Source organism: Massilia sp. KIM, assembly GCF_002007115.1.
Lineage (GTDB): Bacteria > Pseudomonadota > Gammaproteobacteria > Burkholderiales > Burkholderiaceae_D > Telluria.
In genome coordinates, this window is the sequence record NZ_MVAD01000001.1 from 2,965,725 (window position 1) to 2,987,402 (window position 21,678).

The window sequence follows — 21,678 nt, forward strand, 5'->3', positions numbered from 1 at the left end:
CTTGCTCCTTCAGGCGGCTTGCGCCTCGCACAGCGCGGGACCGAACAGCAGGCGGTCGCGGAAACCCGAGACGTCGGCGCGCCGCTGGATCAGGTCAAAATACCACGGACCGTCCGAGACGTCACCGTACAACACCGCGCCGGTGACGCGGTTGCCAGCAAGCACCAGGCGCTTGTAGACGCCGGCGCGGCGGTCGCGCAGCACCAGGTCTTCGCTGCCCTCCCCGCCCACGATGTCGCCGGCCGAGTACAGGTCGATGCCGGTGACCTTGAGCTTGGTGGCGGTGGCCTGCTGCACGTAGCGGCGGTGGCCGAAGCCGGCCAGGTGGGCGGCGCAGACCCGCGCCTGGTCCCAGATCGGGGCCACCAGGCCGAAGGTGTGCTTGCGGTGCTGGACGCATTCGCCCACCGCGTAGATGCGCGGGTCGTAGGTCTGCAGGGTGTCGTCCACCACGATGGCGCGCTCGACGTGCAGGCCGGCCGCGCGCGCCAGGCCGACATTGGGACGCACGCCGGCCGCCATCACCACCAGGTCGGCGGCGCACTCGCTGCCGTCCGTGAAGCGCACGCCTTCCACGCGCTCCTCGCCGAGGATGGCCTCAGTCTGGCTCGACAGCAGGATGCGCAGGCCGCGCCCCTCCAGTTCGGCGCGCAGCAGCAGGGCGGCATCCGGGTCGAGCTGCTGGTTGAGCAGGCTGTCGGTCAGGTGCACCACGGTCACGTCCATGCCGCGGCGCTTGAGGCCATTGGCGGCCTCCAGGCCCAGCAGGCCGCCGCCGATCACCACCGCGCGCCCGCCCGCGCGCGCGGCGGCCAGCATGGCCTCGACGTCGTCCAGGTCGCGGAAACCCACCACGCCGAGCAGCTGCGCGCCCGGCACCGGCACGATGAAGGGGCTGGAGCCGGTCGCCAGCAGCAGGCGGTCGTAGGCGACTTCGAGCCCGCTTTCGGCGCGCACCACGCGGCGCCAGCGGTCGATCGCCACCACCGGGTCGCCCGCATGCAGCACGATGCCCTGCTGCGCGTACCACTCGCGGGTGTGCAGGACGATGTCCTCGAAGGCCTTCTCGCCCGCCAGCACCGGCGAGAGCATGATGCGGTTGTAGTTCACGCGCGGCTCGGCGCCGAACACGGTGATGTCGTACTGGCCGGGGGCCAGGGCCAGCAGCTCGTCGACGGTGCGCATGCCGGCCATGCCGTTGCCCACCACCACCAGCGAGGGTTTCAGGCGGCGATCCATACCTTGCCTCCCTCGAGGCGGGCCGGGTAGCTGGCCACCGAGCGCTCCGGCGCCTCCAGGCACTCGCCGCTCTGCAGGTCGAAGTGCTGCTTGTAGATGGGGGAGGCGACCACGATGCGCTCGCCCAGGCTGCCGACGATGCCGCGCGAGAGCACGGCGGCGCTGGAATGCGGATCGAAGTTGTCGATGGCGAACACGCGCGGCGCGTCCTCGCCGACGCGGAACACGGCCACCTGGCGGCCGTTCAGCAGTGCCGCCACGCCGGTGTCGGGCACGATCTCGTCGATATGGCAGACGGCGGTCCAGTTGTCGAGTTGCAGGTCACGGTGCATGCTGTTCTCCTTGATGACGATGAGCGCTGCGCCAGTCAGGCCGCGCTGGCGATCGGAATGGTGCGGCGGCGTTCTTCCGGCGCGGCCGGACGGATCTGGCCGCGCTCGGGCACGAAGACCACGTTGTCGTCGCCGGCCTCGCTGTTGACGAAGTGGCGGAAGCGGCGCCGCACGTTCGGGTCGGTGACGGCTTCCTTCCATTCGCAGGCATAGGTGTCGACCACGTGCTGCATCTGGGCTTCCAGCTCGGCGGCGATGCCGAGCTTGTCCTCGACCACCACCTGCTTCAGGTAGTCCAGGCCGCCCTCCAGGTTCTCGCGCCATACGCTGGTGCGCTGCAGGCGCTCGGCGGTGCGCACGTAGAACATCAGGAAGCGGTCGATGTAGCGCACCACGGTGGCGTCGTCCAGGTCGGAAGCGATCAGCTCCGCGTGGCGCGGCTTCATGCCGCCGTTGCCGCACACGTAGAGGTTCCAGCCCTTCTCGGTGGCGATCAGGCCCACGTCCTTGCCCTGGGCCTCGGCGCACTCGCGGGTGCAGCCGGACACACCGAACTTGATCTTGTGCGGGGCGCGCAGGCCCTTGTAGCGGTTTTCCAGGGCGATGGCGAAGCCGACGCTGTCGCCCACGCCGTAGCGGCACCAGGTCGAACCCACGCAGGACTTCACCGTGCGCAGCGACTTGCCATAGGCGTGGCCGGATTCGAAGCCGGCCGCGATCAGCTCTTCCCAGATCAGCGGCAGCTGCTCGACGCGCGCGCCGAACAGGTCGACCCGCTGGCCGCCGGTGATCTTGGTGTACAGGCCGTACTTCTTGGCCACCTGCCCCACCGCGATCAGGCCGTCGGCGGTGACCTCGCCGCCCGGCATGCGCGGCACCACCGAATAGGTGCCGTCCTTCTGGATGTTGCCGAGGAAGTAGTCGTTCGAGTCCTGCAGGCTGGCGTGCCTGGGCTTGAGCACGAAGTCGTTCCAGACCGAGGCCAGGATGTTGGCCACGGTCGGCTTGCAGACGTCGCAGCCCAGGCCGTGGCCGTGGCGCTCCAGCAGTTCGGGGAAGCTCTTGATGCCTTCCACCCGCACCAGGTGGTAGAGCTCCTGGCGCGAATAGGCGAAGTGCTCGCACAGGTGGTTGTTGACCGCCACGCCCAGCTTCTTGAGCTCCGCGTTCATCACCTGGGTCATCAGGGGCACGCAGCCGCCGCAGGAGGTGCCGCCCTTGGTGCAGCTCTTCAGGGCGCCGATGGTGGTGGCGCCGGCGGCTACCGCCTCGCACAGCGCGCCCTTGCTGACGTCGTTGCAGGAGCAGACCTGGGCGCTGGCCGGCAGCTTGTCCACGCCGATGGCCGGGCGGGCGCCGCCACCGTCTGGCAGGATCAGGAATTCGGGCGCTTCCGGCAGTTCGATCCGGTTGAGCATGGTCTGCAGCAGTTCGCCGTAGGGCGAGGCGTCGCCCACCAGCACCGCGCCCAGCAGGTACTTGCCGCAGTCGGATACCACGATCTTGCGGTAGACCTGCTTGCGCTCGTCCAGGAACTGATAGCTGCGGCAGCCCGGTGTGGCCGCATGGGCGTCGCCGATGCTGGCCACGTCCACGCCCATCAGCTTGAGCTTGGTGCTCATGTCGGCGCCGGAGAAGTCCGCTTCGACGCCCAGCAGGTCGCGCGCGGCCACGCGCGCCATGTCGTAGCCCGGCGCGACCAGGCCGAACAGCTGGCCCTTCCACAGCGCGCATTCGCCGATGGCGTAGATGTGCGGGTCGGAAGTCAGGCAGCGGTTGTCGATCACCACGCCGCCGCGCGGGCCGATGGCCAGGCCGGCGGCGCGCGCCAGCTCGTCGCGCGGGCGGATGCCGGCCGAGAACACGATCATGTCGGTGTCCAGGTGGCTGCCGTCCGCGAACTGCATGCGGTGGGTGCCCTCCTCGCCATCGACGATGGCCAGGGTGTTCTTCTGGGTGTGCACGCCCACGCCCAGCTCCTCGATCTTGGCGCGCAGCAGGCGCGCACCCGGATCGTCGACCTGCACCGCCATCAGGCGCGGCGCGAACTCGACCACGTGGGCGGCCAGGCCCATGTCGCGCAGGGCCTTGGCGCACTCCAGGCCCAGCAGGCCGCCGCCGACCACGACGCCGGTGCGCGAGCGCGCCCCGCACTCCTGCATCTTCTCCAGGTCTTCGATGGTGCGGTAGACGAAGCAATCCTTGCGCTCCGCGCCCGGCACCGGCGGCACGAAGGGAAAGGAACCCGTGGCCAGCACCAGCTTGTCGTAGTGGACCTCTTCGCCGCCGGCGAGGCTGACGCTGCGCGCCGCCGGGTCGATGGCCACCACCTTCGCGTTCAGGCGCAGGTCGAGGTCGTCCCGCTCGAAGAAGCCCGGCGCGACCAGCGACAGCTCGTCCGCGCTCTTGCCGGAAAAGTATTCCGACAGGTGGACCCGGTCGTAGGCCGGGCGCGGTTCCTCGCCCAGCACGGTGACGCGCAGGCCGGGGCGGCCTTCCTGGGCCAGGGTTTCGACGAACTTGTGGCCCACCATGCCGTGGCCGATGACGACGATATGCATGCTGCTGCTCCTTCCTAGGCTGCGGAGACGGCCGGCGCGCTGTCGGCGGCGGTCATGGTGAAGCGCGCGGCGATCGCGCAGATGCTGGAGGCCAGCACCAGCGCGCTCAGGATCATGAGGGTCTGGCGCACGTCGCCGGTGCCTTTCATCAGGAAGCCGGCCGCCACCGCGCCGACGTTGCCGCCGGCGCCGACGATGCCGGCCACGCCGCCCAGGGCCTTGGGCGCCACGAAGGGCACCAGAGCGTAGGTGGCGCCGCAGGCCATGTGGGTGAACAGGCCGAAGATCAGCATCGCGATCACGGCGTAGCTGACGGCGTCGGCGTTGGCGAACCACAGCAGGCCCAGGCCTTCGCCGATCATCAGCACGAACAGCACGGTGACGCGGCTGTTCAGGGTGCCGGCGTTGGCGGCGCGGTCCGAGACCCAGCCGCCGAGGGCGCGGGCGAACAGGGCCAGCAGGCCGAAACTGCCGGCCGCCAGGCCCGCTGCGCCCAGCGACAGGCCGAAGTGTTCGACGTAGTAGACGGCGGCGATGTTGTGGATGAAGATCTCGATGCCGAAGCAGGCGCCGTAGGTGACGAACAACAGCCAGGCGCGGTAGTTACGGCAGCCGGCCACGAAGCTCGCCCAGCCTCCCTTGCCCGAGCCTTCCGGCATCATGCCGACCTTGCGCAGGTCTTCGTAGTTACCGGCCGGGCAGTCCTGGGTGTAGCGCCAGTAGAAGAAGGCCATGATGATCATCATGATGCCGGGGACCACCAGGGCCACGCGCCAGCTCATGGACTGGCTCACGCCCAGCATGACGACGGCGGTGAGCAGCAGCGGCATCACCGCCTGCGCCGCGCCGCCGCCGGCATTGCCCCAGCCGGCCGCCGCCGCGTTGGCGGTGCCGACCACTTTGGAGGAGAACATCACCGAGGTGTGGTACTGGGTGATCACGAAGCTCGCGCCGACCGCGCCGATCCCGAGGCGGAACAGCAGGAAGCTTTCGTAGCTCTGCGCCATGGCCACGCCCAGCACGGGGATGGAGCCGAGCAGCAGCAGGCCGGTGTAGGTCTTGCGCGGGCCGAAGCGGTCGCACAGCGGGCCGACCAGCAGGCGCACGAAGATGGTGATGGCGACCGCCGCGATGTTGATGTTGGCGATCTGCTGCATCGACAGGCCGAATTCGCCTTTGATCACCGGCATCAGCGGTGCGCAGGCGAACCAGGCGAAGAAGCAGATGAAGAAGGCAACCCAGGTGAGGTGAAAGGCGCGCATCGGCGCGCCGGTGAACGAGAAGAGCTTGATGCTGTCCGCTTTGCTGGCCATGTTTCTTCCTTTGAAAACAAAAAGGCGTCCGCTGCCTTGCCGCACGGTGCGGGGGCTGCGGACGCCGTTGTCCAGGTTGCCGGCCCCTCGTTAGGCCGGCGGAGATATTTCGGGGATCGCCTTTGATCCTGTACAGGGTATGAGCAAGAGGCGTGCCAAGCGGGCCACAGAGGGAAGCGGGACAGGCGCACTGGCTTGGGCGCTACATTGCAGTGCACCATTCACCGAAATGATGCACGCCTATGCACTTATGGTGGGCCAAAGCGCCAAGCCGACCGTTTGACTTCGATTTGCCCAGCCAGCTTCAAAGCCGTCATTCCCGCGCAGGCGGGAATCCAAGTTTGCATGCGTCACCACTACGCTAAGAACTTGGATTCCCGCCTTCGCGGGAATGACGGGCAGGGGGCGCAAAACTCGAAGCGTAGCCCTCGGGATCACTACCATCCCACACCTTCCCATCCATCAGCGTGGAACTGCGCAGTTCCCCCTGCGGCAGCGGCGTCCCGCTCAGTTCCGCCGCTTCGCGATACAGCTTCACCCGGTTGACCGAGCGCGCCACCGCCAGGTAGTCCAGGTCTTCCCGCAGCAGGCCCCAGCGCCGGTGCTGGGTCATGAACCACATCCCATCCGACAGCCAGGGAAAGCTCGCCTCGCCGTCCGCGTAGAAGCGCAGGCCGTTATGACCGCGCCAGCCGCCGCACTCGCTGTGGCGCCCGGCCAGGCAATAGGTCAGCACTTCGCGCGCCGCGTTGACGTAGGCCGGGCTGGCCAGCACCTCGGCCGCCGCCTCGCGGTTGGTGCGCGAGGCATCCAGCCAGCGCGCCGCTTCCAGCAGGGCCGCGACCATCGCGCGGCAGGTGTTCGGATGCTTGTCCGCGAACTCGGCGCGCGTGCCCAGCACCTTGCCCGGATGGTTGGGCCACACCTGCTCGCTCGACGCGGCCAGCACGCCGGCCCCATCGCGCACCGCGCGCTGGCCCCAGGGCTCGCCCGCGCAGAAGCCGTCCATGTGCCCTGCCGCGAGACTGGCCGCCATCTGCCCCGGCGGCACCGTCACCAGCTGGCAGTCGATCCCGGGATCGATGCCGGCCGCCGCCAGCCAGTAATACAGGAACATCGCGTGGTTCCCGGTCGGGAAGGTGTGCGCCAGGGTCAGGCGGCGCCGCTCCGCGTGCAGCAGGCGCGCCAGCTGGGCCGGCTCGTGGGCGTAGTTCGCCAGCCGCCGCGACAGCGTGATGTTCTGCCCGTTCTGGTTCAGGTTCATGAGCGCCGCCATCGAGCGCTGCTGGGTGCCGATGCCGGTCTGGACTCCGTATAGCAGGCCATACAGCACCTGGCCCGCGTCCAGCTCCCCTCCCAGCAGGCGGTCGCGCATGCCGGTCCAGGACAGCTCGCGGCTGAGCGCGAACTTGACGCCGTACTTCTCGTCCAGCCCGAGCACCGAGGCCATCACCACCGGCGCGCAGTCCGCCAGCGGCATGAAGCCGATGCGAACGGTGTCGATCTCGGGTTGGTCCGATCCGGCGGCCCATGCGCCGCCTCCTGCCAGGTCTGCCATAACTCTCCTTTGCCCGCGGCCTCAGCCGAGCAGGTCTTCGACGTCGAGGATGCGCTGGGCGATCTCGGCCAGCTTCATGTTCTTGTTCATGGCCAGGGTACGCAGGCGCTGGTAGGCCTGTTCCTCGGTCAGCTTGTAGCGCGTCATGAGCAGGCCCTTGGCGCGGTCGACGACCTTGCGCTCGGCCAGCTTCTGGCGCGTGTCGGACAGCTCTTCCAGCAGCTTCTGCTCGCGCCGGAAGCGCGCCAGCGCCACGTCCAGCACCGGCTTCACGCGCTCCGGCTGCAGGCCCGCCACGATATAGGCCGAGACCCCGGCCGCCATCGCCGCGTCCATGCTGGCCGGGGCGTCGTCCTCGGTGAACAGGACGATGGGGCGGCGCTCGTCGCGGGTGGCGATCACGATGTGTTCGAGGACGTCGCGCGCGTCGGATTCGCTGTCGGCGATGATCAGGTCGGGCTGCAATTGGGCGATGCGCTCGGGCAGGAAGACGTCCGCCGGCAGCGAGGCGACCAGGTCGTAGCCCGACTCGAGCAGCCCAATGCGCAGCGCGGCGCTGCGCCGGGCCTGGGCGGCCAGGGCTTCGTCGGGGTCGGCGCCCGCGACCGTGGCGGGCAGCACGACGACGATGCGCAGGTGCGGCAAATGGGGTGAAGCACTGTCTGGCGATTTCATGCCAGCAGGTCATGCAAGATTCGCACCACCCACCAAAAGACACAGTTCCCTTCGCCCTTCTTATTCACGCCGGCTCGGGCGAGACATTCGCGCAACAAATAACTGCCGTGGAGCAACATCGACAACTATTCACCGTTCGTATCGATGGAATCACGAATCTAAAGTTTTCTTATGACGAAATTCTTCCTATACTGCAACGCAACATCGCAGCATTTACCGGAGAAACCCATGACCGCCACCACCAACTTCATCGCCGCCGCCCTCGCCGCCATCCGCGCTTTCTCGCAAGAGCTCTACGCCGCCCACGGCGGCTGGGCGCCTTCGGTGCGGGGTTGATCATGAGCCTGCTCGAATACGTCCCCATCGCCTTCGCCGTGCTGGTGATCGTCGGCCGCGTCGCCATGTTCCTGCCGCGTCCGCCGAAAGGCCCCTACACCGCGATCTGATCGCCGCCCGCGGCATTGCGCCGCAACATGGCTTTCCTCCCGAGCGCCGCCCATGCAGCCGCATGCGCGGCGCTACGTCTTTACGACAAAAATCCCGCCTGTATTGACGCATCGCAAAGAGTCGCCTGAGCTAGAATGCAGTTCGAATTTTCTGGCAAGAAAGCAAACCATGACGATGCGACCACCCGTATTCTTACTCGCTGCGCTGCTGGCGCTGCCGGCTGCGGCCTCCACCCCCATCACCCTCGACCAGGCCATGGCCCACCCGGACTGGATCGGCAACCCGGTCGAAGCGGCCTGGTGGAGCTGGGACGGCAAGCAGGTGTACTACAAGCAGAAGCGCACCGGCTCGCCGATCCGCGACACCTTCCAGGCCCTGCCCCAGCCGCGCCGCGTGGCGGACCCCGAGCTGGGCAAGCTCGACAGCCCGGACCTGATCTATAGCCGCGACCATAGCCGCATGCTGGTGCTGCGCAATAACGACCTGTTCGAGCGCGACCTGAAGAGCGGCGCCCTGGTGCAGATCACCCGCGGCGCCAGCAAGCTGGAAGCGGTGCAGTACACCGCCGACGAGCGCGGCGTGCACTACCGGGTCGGCAGCGACTGGTATCTGTGGGACCGCGCCAGCAAGGTGGTCGGCCCGGCCGCCCTGCCGCGCGCCGCCAAGGACCCGGCCGCGCCGGACGACGACAGCCTGCGCGCCATGCAACTGCGCCTGATGGCCACGCTCAAGCGCCAGAAGGACGAGCGCGACGCCCTGCGCGATCGCACCGACGAGCTGCGTCGCATCGACCCGAGCATGGCGCCGGCGCCGGTCTACCTGGGCGATAAGGTCGTGATCGAGGACAGCGGGCTGTCGCCGGACGGCCGCTGGCTGATCGTCGCCACCGCGCCCAAGGGCGCCGACAAGGGCCGCGTGGGCAAGATGCCGCGCTACGTGACCGAGTCGGGCTACGAGGAATTCGACGACCAGCGCACCCGCGTCGGCCGCAACAATCCGGCCGGCCACGCACTGAAGCTGATCGACCTGCGCACCAACAAGGTGCAGGACCTGTCTTTCGACGTGCTGCCGGGCGTGACCCAGGACCCGCTGGCCGAGCTGCGCAAGGCCGCCAAGCAGGACCCGCTGAAGGGCAACCGCGCTGTGCGCGTGGCCGACGGTCCGGGCACGATCAACTGGAGCGCGGATGGCGGCAAGGTCGCCATCATGCTGCGCTCGGTCGACAACAAGGACCGCTGGATCGTCGGCGTCGACCTGGCGGGCGCCAAGCTGCAGCCGCTGCACCGCCTGAGCGACGTCGCCTGGGTCAACTACGACAACAACGAATTCGGCTGGCTGCCGGACAACCGCAGCCTGTGGTTCCTGTCCGAGGAAAGCGGCTACTCGCACCTGTACACCCTGGACACCGCCGCCGGCGGCGCCGCGCGCGCCCTGACCTCGGGCAAGTGGGAAGCCTCGGAGGTGCGCTGGACCCGCGACGGCGGCACCGCCTACCTGATGTGCAACCGCGCCAACCCGGGCGACTACGAGGTCTGCGCCGTCAACGGCAAGACCGGCGCTATCCGCGAAGTGACCCAGCTCGACGGCGTCGAGCGCTTCCGCCTGTCGCCGCGCGAAGACAAGCTGCTGGTGCACTGGTCCTCGAGCTACACCCCGGTGCAGTTGGCCACCGTCGGCGTCGCCGGCGGCGCGGCGACCAAGCTGACCGACACCCGTACCGCCGAGTACAAGGCGCGCCAGTGGATCGAGCCGCAATACGTGGCCGTGCCCTCGAGCGCCGGCGGCGACCCGGTCTGGGCCAAGCTGTACCGCCCGGCCCAACTGGACCCGAACAAGAAGTATCCGGTGGTGATGTTCGTGCACGGCGCGGGCTACCTGCAGAACGTCAGCAAGCGTTATCCGAACTACTTCCGCGAGCAGATGTTCCACAACCTGCTGGTGCAGCAGGGCTACGTGGTGCTCGACATGGACTACCGCGCCTCCAAGGGCTACGGCGCCAAGTGGCGCACCGCGATCTACCGCCAGATGGGCCACCCCGAGCTGGAGGACTACATCGACGGCCTGAACTACATGGTCAAGCAGCACCAGGGCGACCCGGCCAATGTCGGCATCTACGGCGGCAGCTATGGCGGCTTCATGACCTTCATGGCCCTGATGCGCGCCCCGGACCAGTTCAAGGCCGGCGCCGCGCTGCGTCCGGTGACCGACTGGACCAGCTACAACCACGAGTACACCTCGAACATCCTGAACACGCCGGATCTCGATCCGCAGGCCTACAAGGTGTCGTCGCCGATCGAGTATGCGGAGAACCTGAAGGGCCACCTGCTCATCTCGCACGGCATGATCGACGATAACGTGTTCTACCAGGACTCGGTGCGCATGGCGCAGCGCTTGATCGAGCTGAAGAAGGATAACTGGGAGCTGGCGAGCTATCCGATGGAAAGGCACGCGTACGTGCAGCCGGAGGCGTGGTTCGATCAGTATCGCCGGATCTACAAGCTGTTCGAGCGCACGCTCAAGCAGTAAGCGGCGTCACAACCTTAGTCAGCCTAACAACCGTTGTTAGCCTCAAAACCGTTGTTAGCCTCAAAACCGTTGTTAGCCTCAAAACCGTCGTCCCGGCGCAGGCCGGGACCCAAGTTCCGCTGAGTAGTCGGTAATCTACTCAGGCTCGCCAGCCCTCGCACGTCGTTCCCGCGAAGGCGGGAACCCAAGTTTAGTTGGGTAGCCGTTTACGCAAACTTGGGTCCCGGCCTTCGCCGGGACGACGTTTCAAGGCTAACGATTTACGCGTGCTGCGGCTGAAGGAAGTCGAGCAGCGTCAAGGCCACCACCTTGGTCGCCCGCCTCAAATCCTCCAGCAACAAGCGCTCATCCGCCTTCTTGGCGTTCGACTCGAGCACCGTGCGCGGCCCCGCCCCGTACAGCACCGCCGGAATCCCCTTCTCCCCATACAAGCGCGCATCCGCATACAGCGGCGTCCCCTGCGCCACGATCTCTTCGCCGATCACCTCGCGCCCGTGCCGCTGCAGGCTCTGCACCAGCCGCTCCGACCCCGGCAACGGCCGCAGCGCCTGCGACAGCAGCAGGCGCCGGATCTCCAGCCGTATCCCCGGCGCGTCGCGCACCGCGTCCTCGATCAGCGCCCGCAGCGCCGCCTCGACCGCCACCGGGTCTTCCTCGGGAATCATGCGCCGGTCCATCTTCATGACCACCTTGCCCGGCACGACGTTGGTATTGGTGCCCCCATCGATACGCCCCACCAGCATGGTCGGCGAATCGATCCCCGGCACCCGGCTCTTGATCTTCTTCAGTTCAGGCAGCTGCCCATAGATCGCGTTCAGGATGCGCGTGGCCGCCTGCAAGGCATCGACCGCCGTCTCCGGCATCGCCCCGTGCCCCGCCTTGCCGTGCACCGTGATCTCGAGCTGCAGGCAGGCGTTGTGGGCGGTGACGATGTTGTACGCGAAGCCCGCGGCGATCACGTAGTCCGGCCTGGTCAAGCCCTGCTCCAGCAGCCAGCCCGGCCCCAGCAGCCCGCCGAATTCCTCGTCGTAGGTGAAATGCAGCTCCAGCGCGCCGCGCAAGGGAATGCCCAGCGCCTCCAGCGCGCGCACCGCGAACACATAGGTCGCGAAGTCGCTCTTGGACACGGCCGCCGCGCGCCCGTACAGGTAGCCGTCCTCCACCACCGCGCCATACGGCGGCTTGGTCCAGCCTTCGCCCGGCGGCACCACGTCGCCGTGCGCATTGAGCGCCAGCGTCGGCCCGCCCGCGCCATAGGGCCGGCGCACGATCAGGTTGGTGATGCTCTGCATGCCGTAGTCGCGCACCTGCTGCGCCGGCACCGCATGGCGCTCGGCCTGCCAGCCATAGGTCTCCAGCATCGCGGCCACCGCTTCGGCGTGGGGCGCGTTGTCGCCGGGCGGGGTATCGGTCGGAATGCGCACCACCTGCTGGAGGAAGCCGACCTCCTCGTCGAAATGCGCGTCGATCCACGCCAGCAGGCGCTGTTGCATTTGTTCGTCCATTTACTGTTTTCCTGTCTTGGCGCCGGCCTCGAACCATGCGCCGATCTGGGCGCGCTCGGCGTCGGTCATGTTGGTGAGGTTCGCCAGCGGCATGGCGTGGGTCTGCACCGTCTGCTGGTAGATGCGGGCCGCGTTCTGGCTCACGAGTTCGGGCGTGTGCAGCATGACGCCAGCCGGTGCGCTGGCGAAGCCGGGCTGGGTCGGCTGCTGGGCATGGCAGGCCACGCAGCGCTGCTCGACGATGCTTCGCACGGCGGCGAATTGGGCGCCCGCGTCCACGCCGGCCTGCGCCGGCGCCGCGTTGGGTGGCGGGGGCGCGATCACGACGGCCAGTCCCAGGAGCAGCGCGAGGCCCATGGCCGGATACTTCCATTCGATCCGGCCCTTGTGGCGCAGGTTGAAGAAATGCCGGATCAGCACCCCGGCCAGCATGATCACCGCCAGCACAGCCCAGGCATGCGGGTGACGATAGGTCATGGCGTAGTGGTTGCTGATCATGATGAACAGCACCGGCAAGGTGAAGTAGTTGTTGTGGACGCTGCGCTGCTTGGCCTTGATGCCGTAGGCGGGGTCGGGCTTCTGCCCGGCCAGCATCGCATTCACCATCTTGCGCTGACCGGGAATGATCACCATCGCCACGTTGGCCACCATCATGGTGCCGATCATCGCCCCCACGTGCAGGTAGGCCGCGCGTCCGCTCAGCAGATGGGTGAGCACCCAGCTCGACGCCACCAGGAAGACGAAGACCACCGCGCCGAAGGCCAGGTCGTGCTTGCCCAGCGGCGAGCGGCACAGCAGGTCGTAGACCAACCAGCCCACCACCAGGCTGCCCAGGCCGATGCCGACCGCCTGCCAGCTGGAGAGATCGGCCACGCTGCGGTCCACCATCATGGCCTGGGCATTGAAGTAATAGACGATGAAGAGCAGCGCGAAGCCCGACAGCCAGGTCGAATAGGCTTCCCATTTGAACCAGTGCAGCTCCTTGGGCAGTTCGCTTGGTGCCACCAGGTACTTCTGCGGGTTGTAGAAGCCGCCGCCGTGCACCGCCCACAGTTCGCCCGACACGCCCTTCCTGGCCAGCTCGGAGCCGGGCGCCGGCGGGCGGATGGTGTTGTCGAGCCAGACGAAATAGAAGGAAGCGCCGATCCAGGCGATGCCCGTGATGATGTGCAGCCAGCGCACCAGCAGGTTGAGCCATTCAAGGCCGTAGGGAGCGAGATAGCCGAGCACGTCCATTGAGCTTCCTGAAAAGGGAATGCGTCGAAGATAAACCGATTTCAATTTGTACAACATGAAAACTAGCGTATATTCAACATATCTGTATTGATATACGCAACGACGATGGCCAGCCTGCCCCAGCATCTCGACCTGCACCTGATCCGCATCCTGTATCTCTTGCTTGTGGAAAAGAACGTGTCGCGTGTCGCGCTCAAGCTGAACCAGCCCCAGCCTTCGATCTCGGCCTCGCTGCGCAAGCTGCGCGAACTGACCGGCGACCCGCTGCTGGTGCGCGGCGCGCGCGGGATGGTGCCGACCCAGCACGGCGAAAGCCTGCTGAAACCCGCCAAGCGCATCCTCGACGAGGCCGAGAGCCTGTTCATCAAGAAGTCGCCCTTCGTGCCCGAAGAGGCGGCGCGCACCTTCCACATCGCCGCGCCGGACTACCTTGACACCCAGTTCCTGCCCAACGTGGTGGCCGCCCTGCGCCGCGGCTCGCCCAACAGCAAGGTCGTGATCCACAGCCTGGGGCCGGGCCTGGACTACCTGCGCATGCTGTCCGACGGCGAGATGGACCTGGTGATCGCCAACTGGGACGAGCCGCCGGCCCACCTCCACATCTCCAAGCTGTTCGAGGACCCGATCATCTGCACCATGCGCGCGGACAGCCCCTATGCGCGGCGCACCGCGAGCGACGCCATGACGGTCGAGGACTATCTCAGCCTGCCCCACGTCGCGCCTTCGCAGATGCTGCCCGGCTACCACGGCGTGATCGACGCTTTCCTCGAGCGCCAGGGCATGCAGCGCAAGGTGGCGGTGGAGTCGCCCTACTTCGGCGTGATCCCCTACATGCTGACCCAGACCGACCTGGTGCTGACCACCGGCCGCCAGTTCATCCGCTTCTACGAAAAGACCCTGCCGCTGAAAAGCTTCGCGGTGCCGGTCAAGTTCCCGCCGATGCGCTTCTACCAGCTGTGGCACCAGCGGGTGCACCTGTCGACCGAGCACAAATGGCTGCGCGACCAGGTGAGCGCCGCCGCGCGCGCGCTGGCGACCGGCTAGCGCCCAGCTGTATATGCGGGCGCGCAGGACGCGCATGTGGCGCGGCATATGAAGCACCAGGCTTGACGGAGCTATCATCGAAGGCTGACAAGGACGGATTGCCATGACCTCTCTCGACCACCTCAACGCCTGCGCTACGCCGGATTTCGTCGCCGCCCTGGGCGGCATCTACGAGCACTCGCCCTGGATCGCCCAACGGGCCGCCGCAGAGCGGCCCTTCGCCAGCCTGGCCGCGCTCAAGCTGGCCTTGCAGCGCGTGGTCGACGCGGCGAGCGAAGACGAACGCCTCGCCCTGCTGCGCGCCCACCCCGAGCTGGCCGGCAAGGCGGCGATCGCGGGCGAACTGACGGCCGAGTCGACCAGCGAACAGGCCAGCTCGGGCCTGAACCGCTGCTCGCCCGAGGAATACGCCACTCTCCAGGACCTGAACGCCCGCTACAACGAGAAGTTCGGCTTTCCCTTCATCCTGGCCGTCAAGGGACCGACCGGGCGCGGCCTGCCGCGCCAGGCGGTGATCGACACCTTCGCCCGGCGCCTCAAGAACGGGCGCGCCGCCGAGATAGCCGAGTGCCTGCGCCAGGTGCACCGCATCGCCGAAATCCGCCTGAACGAACTGTTCAAGGTGGCGCCGGTTTTCGGGCCGCAGGTGATGGAATGGGCCGAGCGGCTGGGCGAGATCAGCGACAGCGACACCGATCTCACCTGCGCCTACATGACGCCGGCGCATCAGCTGACCGCCGCCATGCTGGCCAACTGGATGCGCGAGGCCGGCATGGAGGTCCACATCGACGCGGTCGGCAACGTGGTCGGGCGCTACGCGGCCGCCCGCCCGGGCGCGCCGGTCCTGCTCACCGGCTCGCACTACGACACCGTGCGCAATGGCGGCAAATACGACGGCCGCCTCGGCATCCTGCTGCCGTTGGCCATCGTGGGTCACCTGCACGCACGCGGCGAGCGCCTGCCCTTCGACCTCGAAGTGATCGGCTTCGCCGAAGAGGAAGGCGTGCGCTTTCGCAGCACCTTCCTCGGCAGCAGCGCGCTCACCGGCAGCTTCGACCCCGCCCTGCTGGAACAGCAGGACGCGGAGGGCATCAGCATGCGCCAGGCGCTTGAAGCGGCCGGGCACGACCCGGCCGCCATTCCCGCCATCGCCCGCGATCCGGCCACGCTGCTGGGCTTCGTCGAAGTCCACATCGAGCAGGGCCCGGTGCTGCTCGAACGCGGCCTGCCGCTGGGCGTGGTGACGGCGATCGCCGGCAGTTCGCGCTACCTGGTGGAGCTGGACGGCGTCGCCAGCCATGCCGGCACCACGCCCATGCACATGCGGCGCGACGCCGCGGCGGCGGCGGCCGAGATCGTGCTGCTGGTCGAACAACGCTGCCGCGGGCGCGGCGCGCTGGTCGGCACCGTAGGCCAACTGGAGGTGCCGGCCGGCTCGGTGAACGTGGTGCCGGGCGCCTGCCGCCTGTCGCTCGACATCCGCGCGGCCGACGACGCCACCCGGCTGGCGGCGGTGGACGACATCTTGGCCGGCATCCAGGCCATCTGCGCGAGGCGCGGCATCGAGGAAAGGCTGTGGAAGCTGGTCGAGGCCGAAGCCGTGCCTTGCGCGCCGCGCCTGATGGACATGCTCGGCGCGGCCGTGGAACGCGCCGGCCTGCCGCGCTACGACCTGCTGTCGGGCGCCGGCCACGACGCCATGCGCATGGCCGCCATCACCGAGGTGGCGATGCTGTTCACGCGCTGCGGCAACGGCGGAATCAGTCATAATCCCCTGGAGACGATGACGGCGGACGACGCCGAGATCGCCGGACAGGTGCTGCTCGATTTCCTGCGCAGCTACGCCTGACTCGTCCACGATCACGACAGACAGGAGACCCGATGAGCTACGATCAGAACAATCCTTTCGCCCGTATCCTGCGCGGCGAACTGCCCTGCGTGAAGGTGTACGAAGACGCGCACACCCTGGCGATGATGGACATCATGCCCCAGGCCGAAGGCCACGTGCTGGTGCTGCCGAAGCAGGCGGCCGCGGAGCTGCTGGCGCTGTCCGAAGAAAGCGCGGCGGCCTGCATGCGCACCGTGAAACTGGTCGCGCAGGCCGTCAAGACCGCCCTTGAGCCGCCGGGCATCATGATCGCCCAGTTCAACGGCCCGGCCGCCGGCCAGACGGTGCCGCACGTGCACTTCCACATCGTGCCGCGCCAGGAGGCGGCGCCGCTGCGGCCGCACGCCGCCGTCCCGGCCGATACCGAGCATCTGAAAGCGCTGGCCGGGCGGATCATCGCCGCCCTGCCCAGCGCCGGCTGAGGTGGACCCGGCCTCGCTTCCTTCCACGGCGGCCGCTTACGACCTGCTGGCCGAACGCTGGCTGGACGGGCAGCTGCCAGCCGATTACGGTTTGCCGCAACACGCCCGCGCGCTCGCCTTTCTCGCCGAGCACGCAGGTTGGGCCCTGCACGTGGGTTGCGGTTGCAGCACGCGTTTCAACGCCCTGCTGCGCGCGGCCGGCCTGCAGATCGAAGGCATCGACGTCTCGGCGCGCATGATCGCGCTGGCCCGGGCCGCCGATCCGGCGATGCTGCTGCACCATGCGGATGCCTGCACCTGGGAGCCGCCGCGCCGCTACCGCTTCATCTCCGCCTGGGACAGCCTCTGGCACGTCCCGCTCGGGCGGCAGCGGGACGTGATGTTCAAGCTCATGGGCGCGCTGGAGCCGGGCGGCGTCTTCATCTTCTCCACCGGCGGCACCGACGCGCCGGCGGAACACGTCGATAGCGCGATGGGGCCCGAGCTCTACTACGCGACGCCCGGCGTTCCCGCGCTGTTGGCGCTGGTCCAGGAGGGCGGCTGCATCTGCCGCCATCTCGAATTCGACCAGCACCCGGAACGGCACCTGTACCTGGTCGTCCAGCGCGCCTAGGCTGGATCAGCGCAGGTCGCCGGTCTCGAAGTAGACGGTGCCGACCACCGGGGCGAGCCGGCGCAAGGCGGCTTCCGGGTTCGCCATGCCGTCCTTGGCGACCGTCAGCGGCGCCGGCGCCGGGCCGGCCAGTTTGAGGATGTGATCGTAGTCGGGCCGGCTGTCCAGCCGCTTCACCAGATACTTCCCGACCGGCAGATAGTGCGCTTGCGCGCGGGCGCGCACGCTGGGGTCGAGGCGCTCGAACAGCAGGACCTTCTCGACCACGAAGCCGGCCTGCGCGATTTCCTCCTTGCCGTCGCGCTCGAAGTGCCCGCTGAATACCTTGGCCTGGAAGGCGCGGACGGGATTCGGTGCGCCCGGGCCGAGACGCGACAGTTCGAAGCGCTCGGGATCGATGGTCCACAGCGCGGTCGTGCCCTGCATGCGCTCGCGCAGGGTCCGGTCGAGCTTCGGATCGCTCAGGCGCACCTGGAGCACCATCTGGTGATCGTGCGGCGCGCGGAACATCGGCAGGTGCGAGGCGTACAGGCCGTCGCGGTCGCCGAACAGGGCCATGCCGTGGCTGCCATAGGTGGCGTCATGCTTGGCCTGTTGGGCGGCCCCGTGCGCAGCGTCGTGCCCGGGGTGGTGCGCGACGTGCTGCGCGAGCGCGGGAGCGGCGACGAAGCAGGCCAACATCAGCCAGCGTTGCAGAAAACGGATTGCTTTCATGGTGCTTGTTCCGAAGTCGATAGTCGGGCATAGTAAGCGCATTTTCGTTTCCATCAAAGCAACTAATATTCACCGATCGTGTCCAACGAGGAAACATGAACCTGGCTGACCTGCGCGTCTTCGTCTGCGTCGCGCGCCACGATTCGCTGCACGCCGCCGCCCAGGAGTTGCACCTGACGCCCTCGGCCGTCTCCAAGTCGCTGCGCCGGCTGGAGGAGGACGTCGGGCTGCCGCTGTTCGACCGCAGCGCGCGCCAGCTGGTGCTGAACGACAGCGGCAAGCAGCTCCTTCCCCAGGCGCGCACCCTGCTCGAGCTGGCCGAGAAGGCGCGCATCGACCTGCAGGGCGAACGCGCCGGCCTCGATTGCCGCATCGGCGGACCGGCCGTGCTGCTGTGGCGCCATGCCGACGCCATGGCCCAGGCCCTGCTGCCCTACCCGTCCGCGCGCCTGCACCTGAAAGCCGTGTTCGAAGGCGACGCGCTGGCGGCCCTCGCACGCGGCGAGCTGGATGCCGCGCTCGTCACCGACGAGGCGCTGGACGGCGCGCTCCATCCCGGACAGTGGGAAGTCACCGACCTCGGCGAACTCGCGCTGGCGGTGATCGCGGGCCGCGCCCATCCGCTGGCAGCGGCCGTCGGCAAGCGCCGCGCCCTGCGGGTGAGCGTGCGGGAGGTCCTGGCCCATCCTTTCGCCTCGCCGGCGCGCTCTCTGTTCTGTGGCCAGGAGAGGGGCAGCCGTTCCGACGGCTGGCGCGACGGTCCGCTGCCTCGCATCATCCGCTACTGGACCGACGACCTCCAGGTCCTGCTCGACTTCGTGCGCAGCGGCGCCGCGCTGGCCTACCTGCCCGCTTTCGCCGCGCAGGAGCCTGCGCTGCTGGCCCTGGAGGTGCGCGATCTCGGCTTTTCCTCGGTCGAGCGGGTACGCCTGGTGTGGAAGCGAGATACGGCGCCGCAATGGCTGCGCGCGCTGGCGCACGCCTTATCCACGGCGGATTGACCTGTCCGATCGCGCCGCCTAGACTGGCCAAATTACCCCTCCTCTCCTGCACAGGTGACCGACATGCCTTACTCCCGCGCCTTGTTGCTGTCGCTGTTGCTCGGCCTTGTACAGCCCGTGCACGCGACCGTGCTGGTGAGCGAAGAGGATCCGGCAACGATGCTGAAGCGGAGATTGGCCGCCGCCGAAGCCGGCGACGTCGAAGCAATGAGTGGCCTGGGGAGGAAGTATCTCCACGGCTACGGCGTCGAGCCCGATCATCCGACAGCGCTGATGTGGCTCGAGCGCGCCGTCAAGGCGGGCGACCGGTCGGCGGTGACCCATCTCGCCTGGTGCCTCGAGCGCTGCCGGGGTATCGAGCGCGATCTCGTACGCGCCAGCCAACTGTTGCGCGAGAACGCCGCGCGTGGCGACGGCGCCGCGCTCGCCTCGCAGCGTCTCGGCGTCGCGCGCCGGGTGGCGGACCAGGTACGCGACTGGTCCAGGACCAGCGCTTCGCTCGAGGCCCGCTCCGCAGCCGCCCCGCCCCCGCAGCCCTACGGCCCCGAAGCATATGAGCCGGTCGAAGAGGCAAGCGCGCAGACAGCCCCGATCATGGCGCTGGCGCGGCTCGATGTTGAGGAGTTGCTCGATGTGGAACAGGCGCACGAGCTGCTCGTCCGATGCAGCGCCCAGGACAACGAATTCTGCATGGTGCAGCTCGGCGCCCTGCATCTGGCGCGCGCCGTGGAGACGCCGGATATCAGGCTTGCGGCCGCGCTCTTCGAGCGGGCCGCCGCCCGGGGCTACGCCCCGGGACAGTATTACCTCGCGCGTATGCTGACGTCCGGCGACGGCCTGCCGCGCGACGATACGCGCGCCGCTGCGCTCTGCACGCTGGCGAGCGATGCGGGCTTCGCACCGGCCGAGGTGGCGCTGGTCGTGATGCTGCTCGAAGGACGGGGAAAGCAGCGCGACGAGGAGCAGGCGCTGGCGCGCGCCGACCGGCTGACCGGCGCCGGCCAGGGGCCCGAGCTGCTGGAAGCCGCCGCCGAACTGGCCGGACGCCATCCGGCCGCCGCCGCGCGGCTCGAACAACGGGTGCGCGCCGCGCGCGCGGCGTTCTAGCTGGCGCTGGCGGCGCGGCCGCGCATCATGAGGCCATAGACCACGGCGGCGATCGCCACGCCCACGAACCAGGCATAGGTGTAGATGGTCTTGAAGCCCTCGCCCACGTCCGGGAAGGAAGCCGGGAAGGCCGCGTTCAGGAAGCCCGGGATGTTCGGCAGCACGCCCAGGGCGAAGGCGACGATGGCCGCAAAGTTCCAGCCGTTCCCGTACGAATAAATGCCGTCGTGGCGGTACATCTGGTCCACCTCCAGGCGGGTCTTGCGCACCAGGTAGTAGTCGACCATCAGGATGCCGGCGATGGGACCCAGCAGGGCCGAGTAGCCGACCAGCCAGGTGAAGATGTAGTTCTGGGCCGTTTCGAGGATCTTCCAGGGCATCATCACCAGCGCCAGCCCGGCCGTGATGTAGCCACCGGTGCGGTAGCTGATGGCGCGGGGCGCCAGCGCCGAGAAGTCGTAGGCGGGGCCGACCAGGTTGGCCGCCAGGTTGACGCTCACGGTGTCGATCAGGAGCACGATCAGGGCCACCAGCACCGCGATGCCGGTCATGCGCGCTGCCAGGTCGACCGGGTCCCACAGCGCCTTGCCGTACAGGACGATGGTGGCCGAGGTGACGATCACGGCCAGGGCCGCGAGCAGGCCCATGGGCACCGGCAGGCCGACCGTCTGGCCCACCACCTGGTCGCGCTGCGATTTGGCGAAGCGGGTGAAGTCGGGAATGTTCAGCGCCAGCGTGGCCCAGAAGCCGATCATGGCGGTGAGCGAGGGCCAGAACACCGTCCAGAACTGCCCTTCCTTCTTGCCGCCGGCGACGAATTGCGAGGGCTGGTCGAGCAGCGGGCCGAAGCCGCCGGCCTTGTCGTGGACCCACCACAGCAGCACGAAGCAGATCGCGATCTTGAGCGGCGCGGTCCAGGTCTCGAGCTGGCGGATCGATTCCATGCCATGCACCACGAAATAGAGCTGGATCGCCCAGAACGCCAGGAAGCACAGCAGCTGGGCGAAATTGATGCCCAGGGCTGCGATGGGCTCGCCGCCGATCGGGGCGCCGTTCATCACGCCCAGCAGGGTGTAGATCATGCTGCCGCCGAACCAGGTCTGGATGCCGTACCAGCCGCAGGCCACGATGGCGCGCATCAGGGCCGGCAGCTTGGCGCCGCTGGTGCCGAAGGAAGTGCGCGCCAGCACGGCGTAGGGAATGCCGTACTTGGCGCCGGCATGGCCGATCAGGAGCATGGGCAGCAGCACGATGGCGTTCGCCAGGAACACCGTCCAGACCGCCTGCCAGCCCGACATGCCGCCCTCCACCAGGCTGGCCGACAGGGTGTAGGCGGGGATGCACATCACCATCCCCACCCACAGGGCGGCGAAGTGGTACCAGCGCCAGGTGCGCTGGGCGGCGCTGGTGGGCGCGAGGTCCTCGTTCCAGAGGTCGTTATGCTCAAGGCTGTTGCTGCTCAAGGGGATTCTCCATGCATGAATGCCCGCGAGTGTA

General features: G+C 68.2%; 17 protein-coding genes. 7 read left to right on the forward strand and 10 right to left on the reverse strand.

The genetic code is table 11. From position 1 onward, the window contains the following. Window positions 1-9: 9 nt before the first annotated feature. From B0920_RS12905 to B0920_RS12930, 6 genes are all read right to left on the reverse strand, one after another. Window positions 10-1,239: an NAD(P)/FAD-dependent oxidoreductase gene (locus tag B0920_RS12905; RefSeq protein ID WP_078032880.1), complete on the reverse strand. Its 1,230-nt coding sequence runs from the start codon at window positions 1,237-1,239 to the stop codon at window positions 10-12. Next, window positions 1,224-1,571 (reverse strand): nitrite reductase small subunit NirD, encoded by a 348-nt coding sequence (nirD, locus tag B0920_RS12910; protein WP_078032881.1) that lies wholly within the window; start codon window positions 1,569-1,571, stop codon window positions 1,224-1,226. Before nirD ends, B0920_RS12905 begins: the two co-directional genes overlap by 16 nt. Before the next feature lie 35 nt (window positions 1,572-1,606). Beyond that, window positions 1,607-4,132: a nitrite reductase large subunit NirB gene (gene nirB, locus B0920_RS12915; protein WP_078032882.1), complete on the reverse strand. Its 2,526-nt coding sequence runs from the start codon at window positions 4,130-4,132 to the stop codon at window positions 1,607-1,609. Window positions 4,133-4,146: 14 nt separating this feature from the next. Next, window positions 4,147-5,445, reverse strand: a complete 1,299-nt coding sequence (locus tag B0920_RS12920) for an MFS transporter (RefSeq protein ID WP_078032883.1) — start codon at window positions 5,443-5,445, stop codon at window positions 4,147-4,149. 361 nt (window positions 5,446-5,806) lie between these two features. Continuing rightward, window positions 5,807-7,003 carry a CmpA/NrtA family ABC transporter substrate-binding protein gene (locus tag B0920_RS12925; protein ID WP_078032884.1) on the reverse strand — a complete coding sequence of 399 codons (1,197 nt, stop codon included), beginning with the start codon at window positions 7,001-7,003 and terminating at the stop codon, window positions 5,807-5,809. A 21-nt stretch (window positions 7,004-7,024) separates the two neighbouring features. Next, window positions 7,025-7,678, reverse strand: a complete 654-nt coding sequence (locus B0920_RS12930) for an ANTAR domain-containing response regulator (RefSeq protein ID WP_143745722.1) — start codon at window positions 7,676-7,678, stop codon at window positions 7,025-7,027. A gap of 615 nt (window positions 7,679-8,293) precedes the next feature. Here B0920_RS12930 and B0920_RS12935 point away from each other — a divergent pair. Beyond that, window positions 8,294-10,651, forward strand: coding sequence for a S9 family peptidase (locus B0920_RS12935; RefSeq protein ID WP_143745723.1), 2,358 nt, complete (start codon window positions 8,294-8,296; stop codon window positions 10,649-10,651). A gap of 260 nt (window positions 10,652-10,911) precedes the next feature. Here the strand turns inward: B0920_RS12935 and B0920_RS12940 are convergent, their stop codons facing one another. Together B0920_RS12940 and B0920_RS12945 are read right to left on the reverse strand one after the other, a co-directional pair. After that, window positions 10,912-12,156, reverse strand: coding sequence for a M20/M25/M40 family metallo-hydrolase (locus B0920_RS12940; protein ID WP_078032886.1), 1,245 nt, complete (start codon window positions 12,154-12,156; stop codon window positions 10,912-10,914). After that, complete coding sequence (locus B0920_RS12945; RefSeq protein WP_078032887.1) at window positions 12,157-13,392, reverse strand: urate hydroxylase PuuD; 1,236 nt, start codon at window positions 13,390-13,392, stop codon at window positions 12,157-12,159. Between the two features lie 105 nt (window positions 13,393-13,497). Here B0920_RS12945 and B0920_RS12950 point away from each other — a divergent pair, with 105 nt between their 5' ends. The 4 genes from B0920_RS12950 to B0920_RS12965 all read left to right on the forward strand — a co-directional run bounded on the left by B0920_RS12950 (window position 13,498) and on the right by B0920_RS12965 (window position 17,359). Then, complete coding sequence (locus tag B0920_RS12950; protein WP_078032888.1) at window positions 13,498-14,436, forward strand: LysR substrate-binding domain-containing protein; 939 nt, start codon at window positions 13,498-13,500, stop codon at window positions 14,434-14,436. A 103-nt stretch (window positions 14,437-14,539) separates the two neighbouring features. After that, window positions 14,540-16,285 (forward strand): allantoate amidohydrolase, encoded by a 1,746-nt coding sequence (locus B0920_RS12955; protein ID WP_078032889.1) that lies wholly within the window; start codon window positions 14,540-14,542, stop codon window positions 16,283-16,285. 32 nt (window positions 16,286-16,317) lie between these two features. After that, window positions 16,318-16,746: an HIT family protein gene (locus B0920_RS12960; protein WP_078032890.1), complete on the forward strand. Its 429-nt coding sequence runs from the start codon at window positions 16,318-16,320 to the stop codon at window positions 16,744-16,746. Between the two features lies 1 nt (window position 16,747). Continuing rightward, window positions 16,748-17,359, forward strand: coding sequence for a class I SAM-dependent methyltransferase (locus tag B0920_RS12965; RefSeq protein ID WP_078032891.1), 612 nt, complete (start codon window positions 16,748-16,750; stop codon window positions 17,357-17,359). A gap of 6 nt (window positions 17,360-17,365) precedes the next feature. Here B0920_RS12965 and B0920_RS12970 read toward each other — a convergent pair whose 3' ends face one another. Beyond that, window positions 17,366-18,073, reverse strand: coding sequence for a hypothetical protein (locus B0920_RS12970; RefSeq protein WP_179119151.1), 708 nt, complete (start codon window positions 18,071-18,073; stop codon window positions 17,366-17,368). A 95-nt stretch (window positions 18,074-18,168) separates the two neighbouring features. Between B0920_RS12970 and B0920_RS12975 the strand changes: the two genes are divergently transcribed. Together B0920_RS12975 and B0920_RS12980 are read left to right on the forward strand one after the other, a co-directional pair. Beyond that, window positions 18,169-19,074: a LysR family transcriptional regulator gene (locus B0920_RS12975; RefSeq protein ID WP_078032892.1), complete on the forward strand. Its 906-nt coding sequence runs from the start codon at window positions 18,169-18,171 to the stop codon at window positions 19,072-19,074. 63 nt (window positions 19,075-19,137) lie between these two features. Beyond that, entirely contained in the window at window positions 19,138-20,181 is a 1,044-nt protein-coding gene (locus tag B0920_RS12980) for a tetratricopeptide repeat protein (RefSeq protein ID WP_078032893.1), read from the forward strand. Here B0920_RS12980 and B0920_RS12985 read toward each other — a convergent pair. Next, window positions 20,178-21,644, reverse strand: coding sequence for an NCS1 family nucleobase:cation symporter-1 (locus tag B0920_RS12985; protein ID WP_078032894.1), 1,467 nt, complete (start codon window positions 21,642-21,644; stop codon window positions 20,178-20,180). The genes B0920_RS12980 and B0920_RS12985 overlap by 4 nt on opposite strands. Window positions 21,645-21,678: the final 34 nt, after the last annotated feature.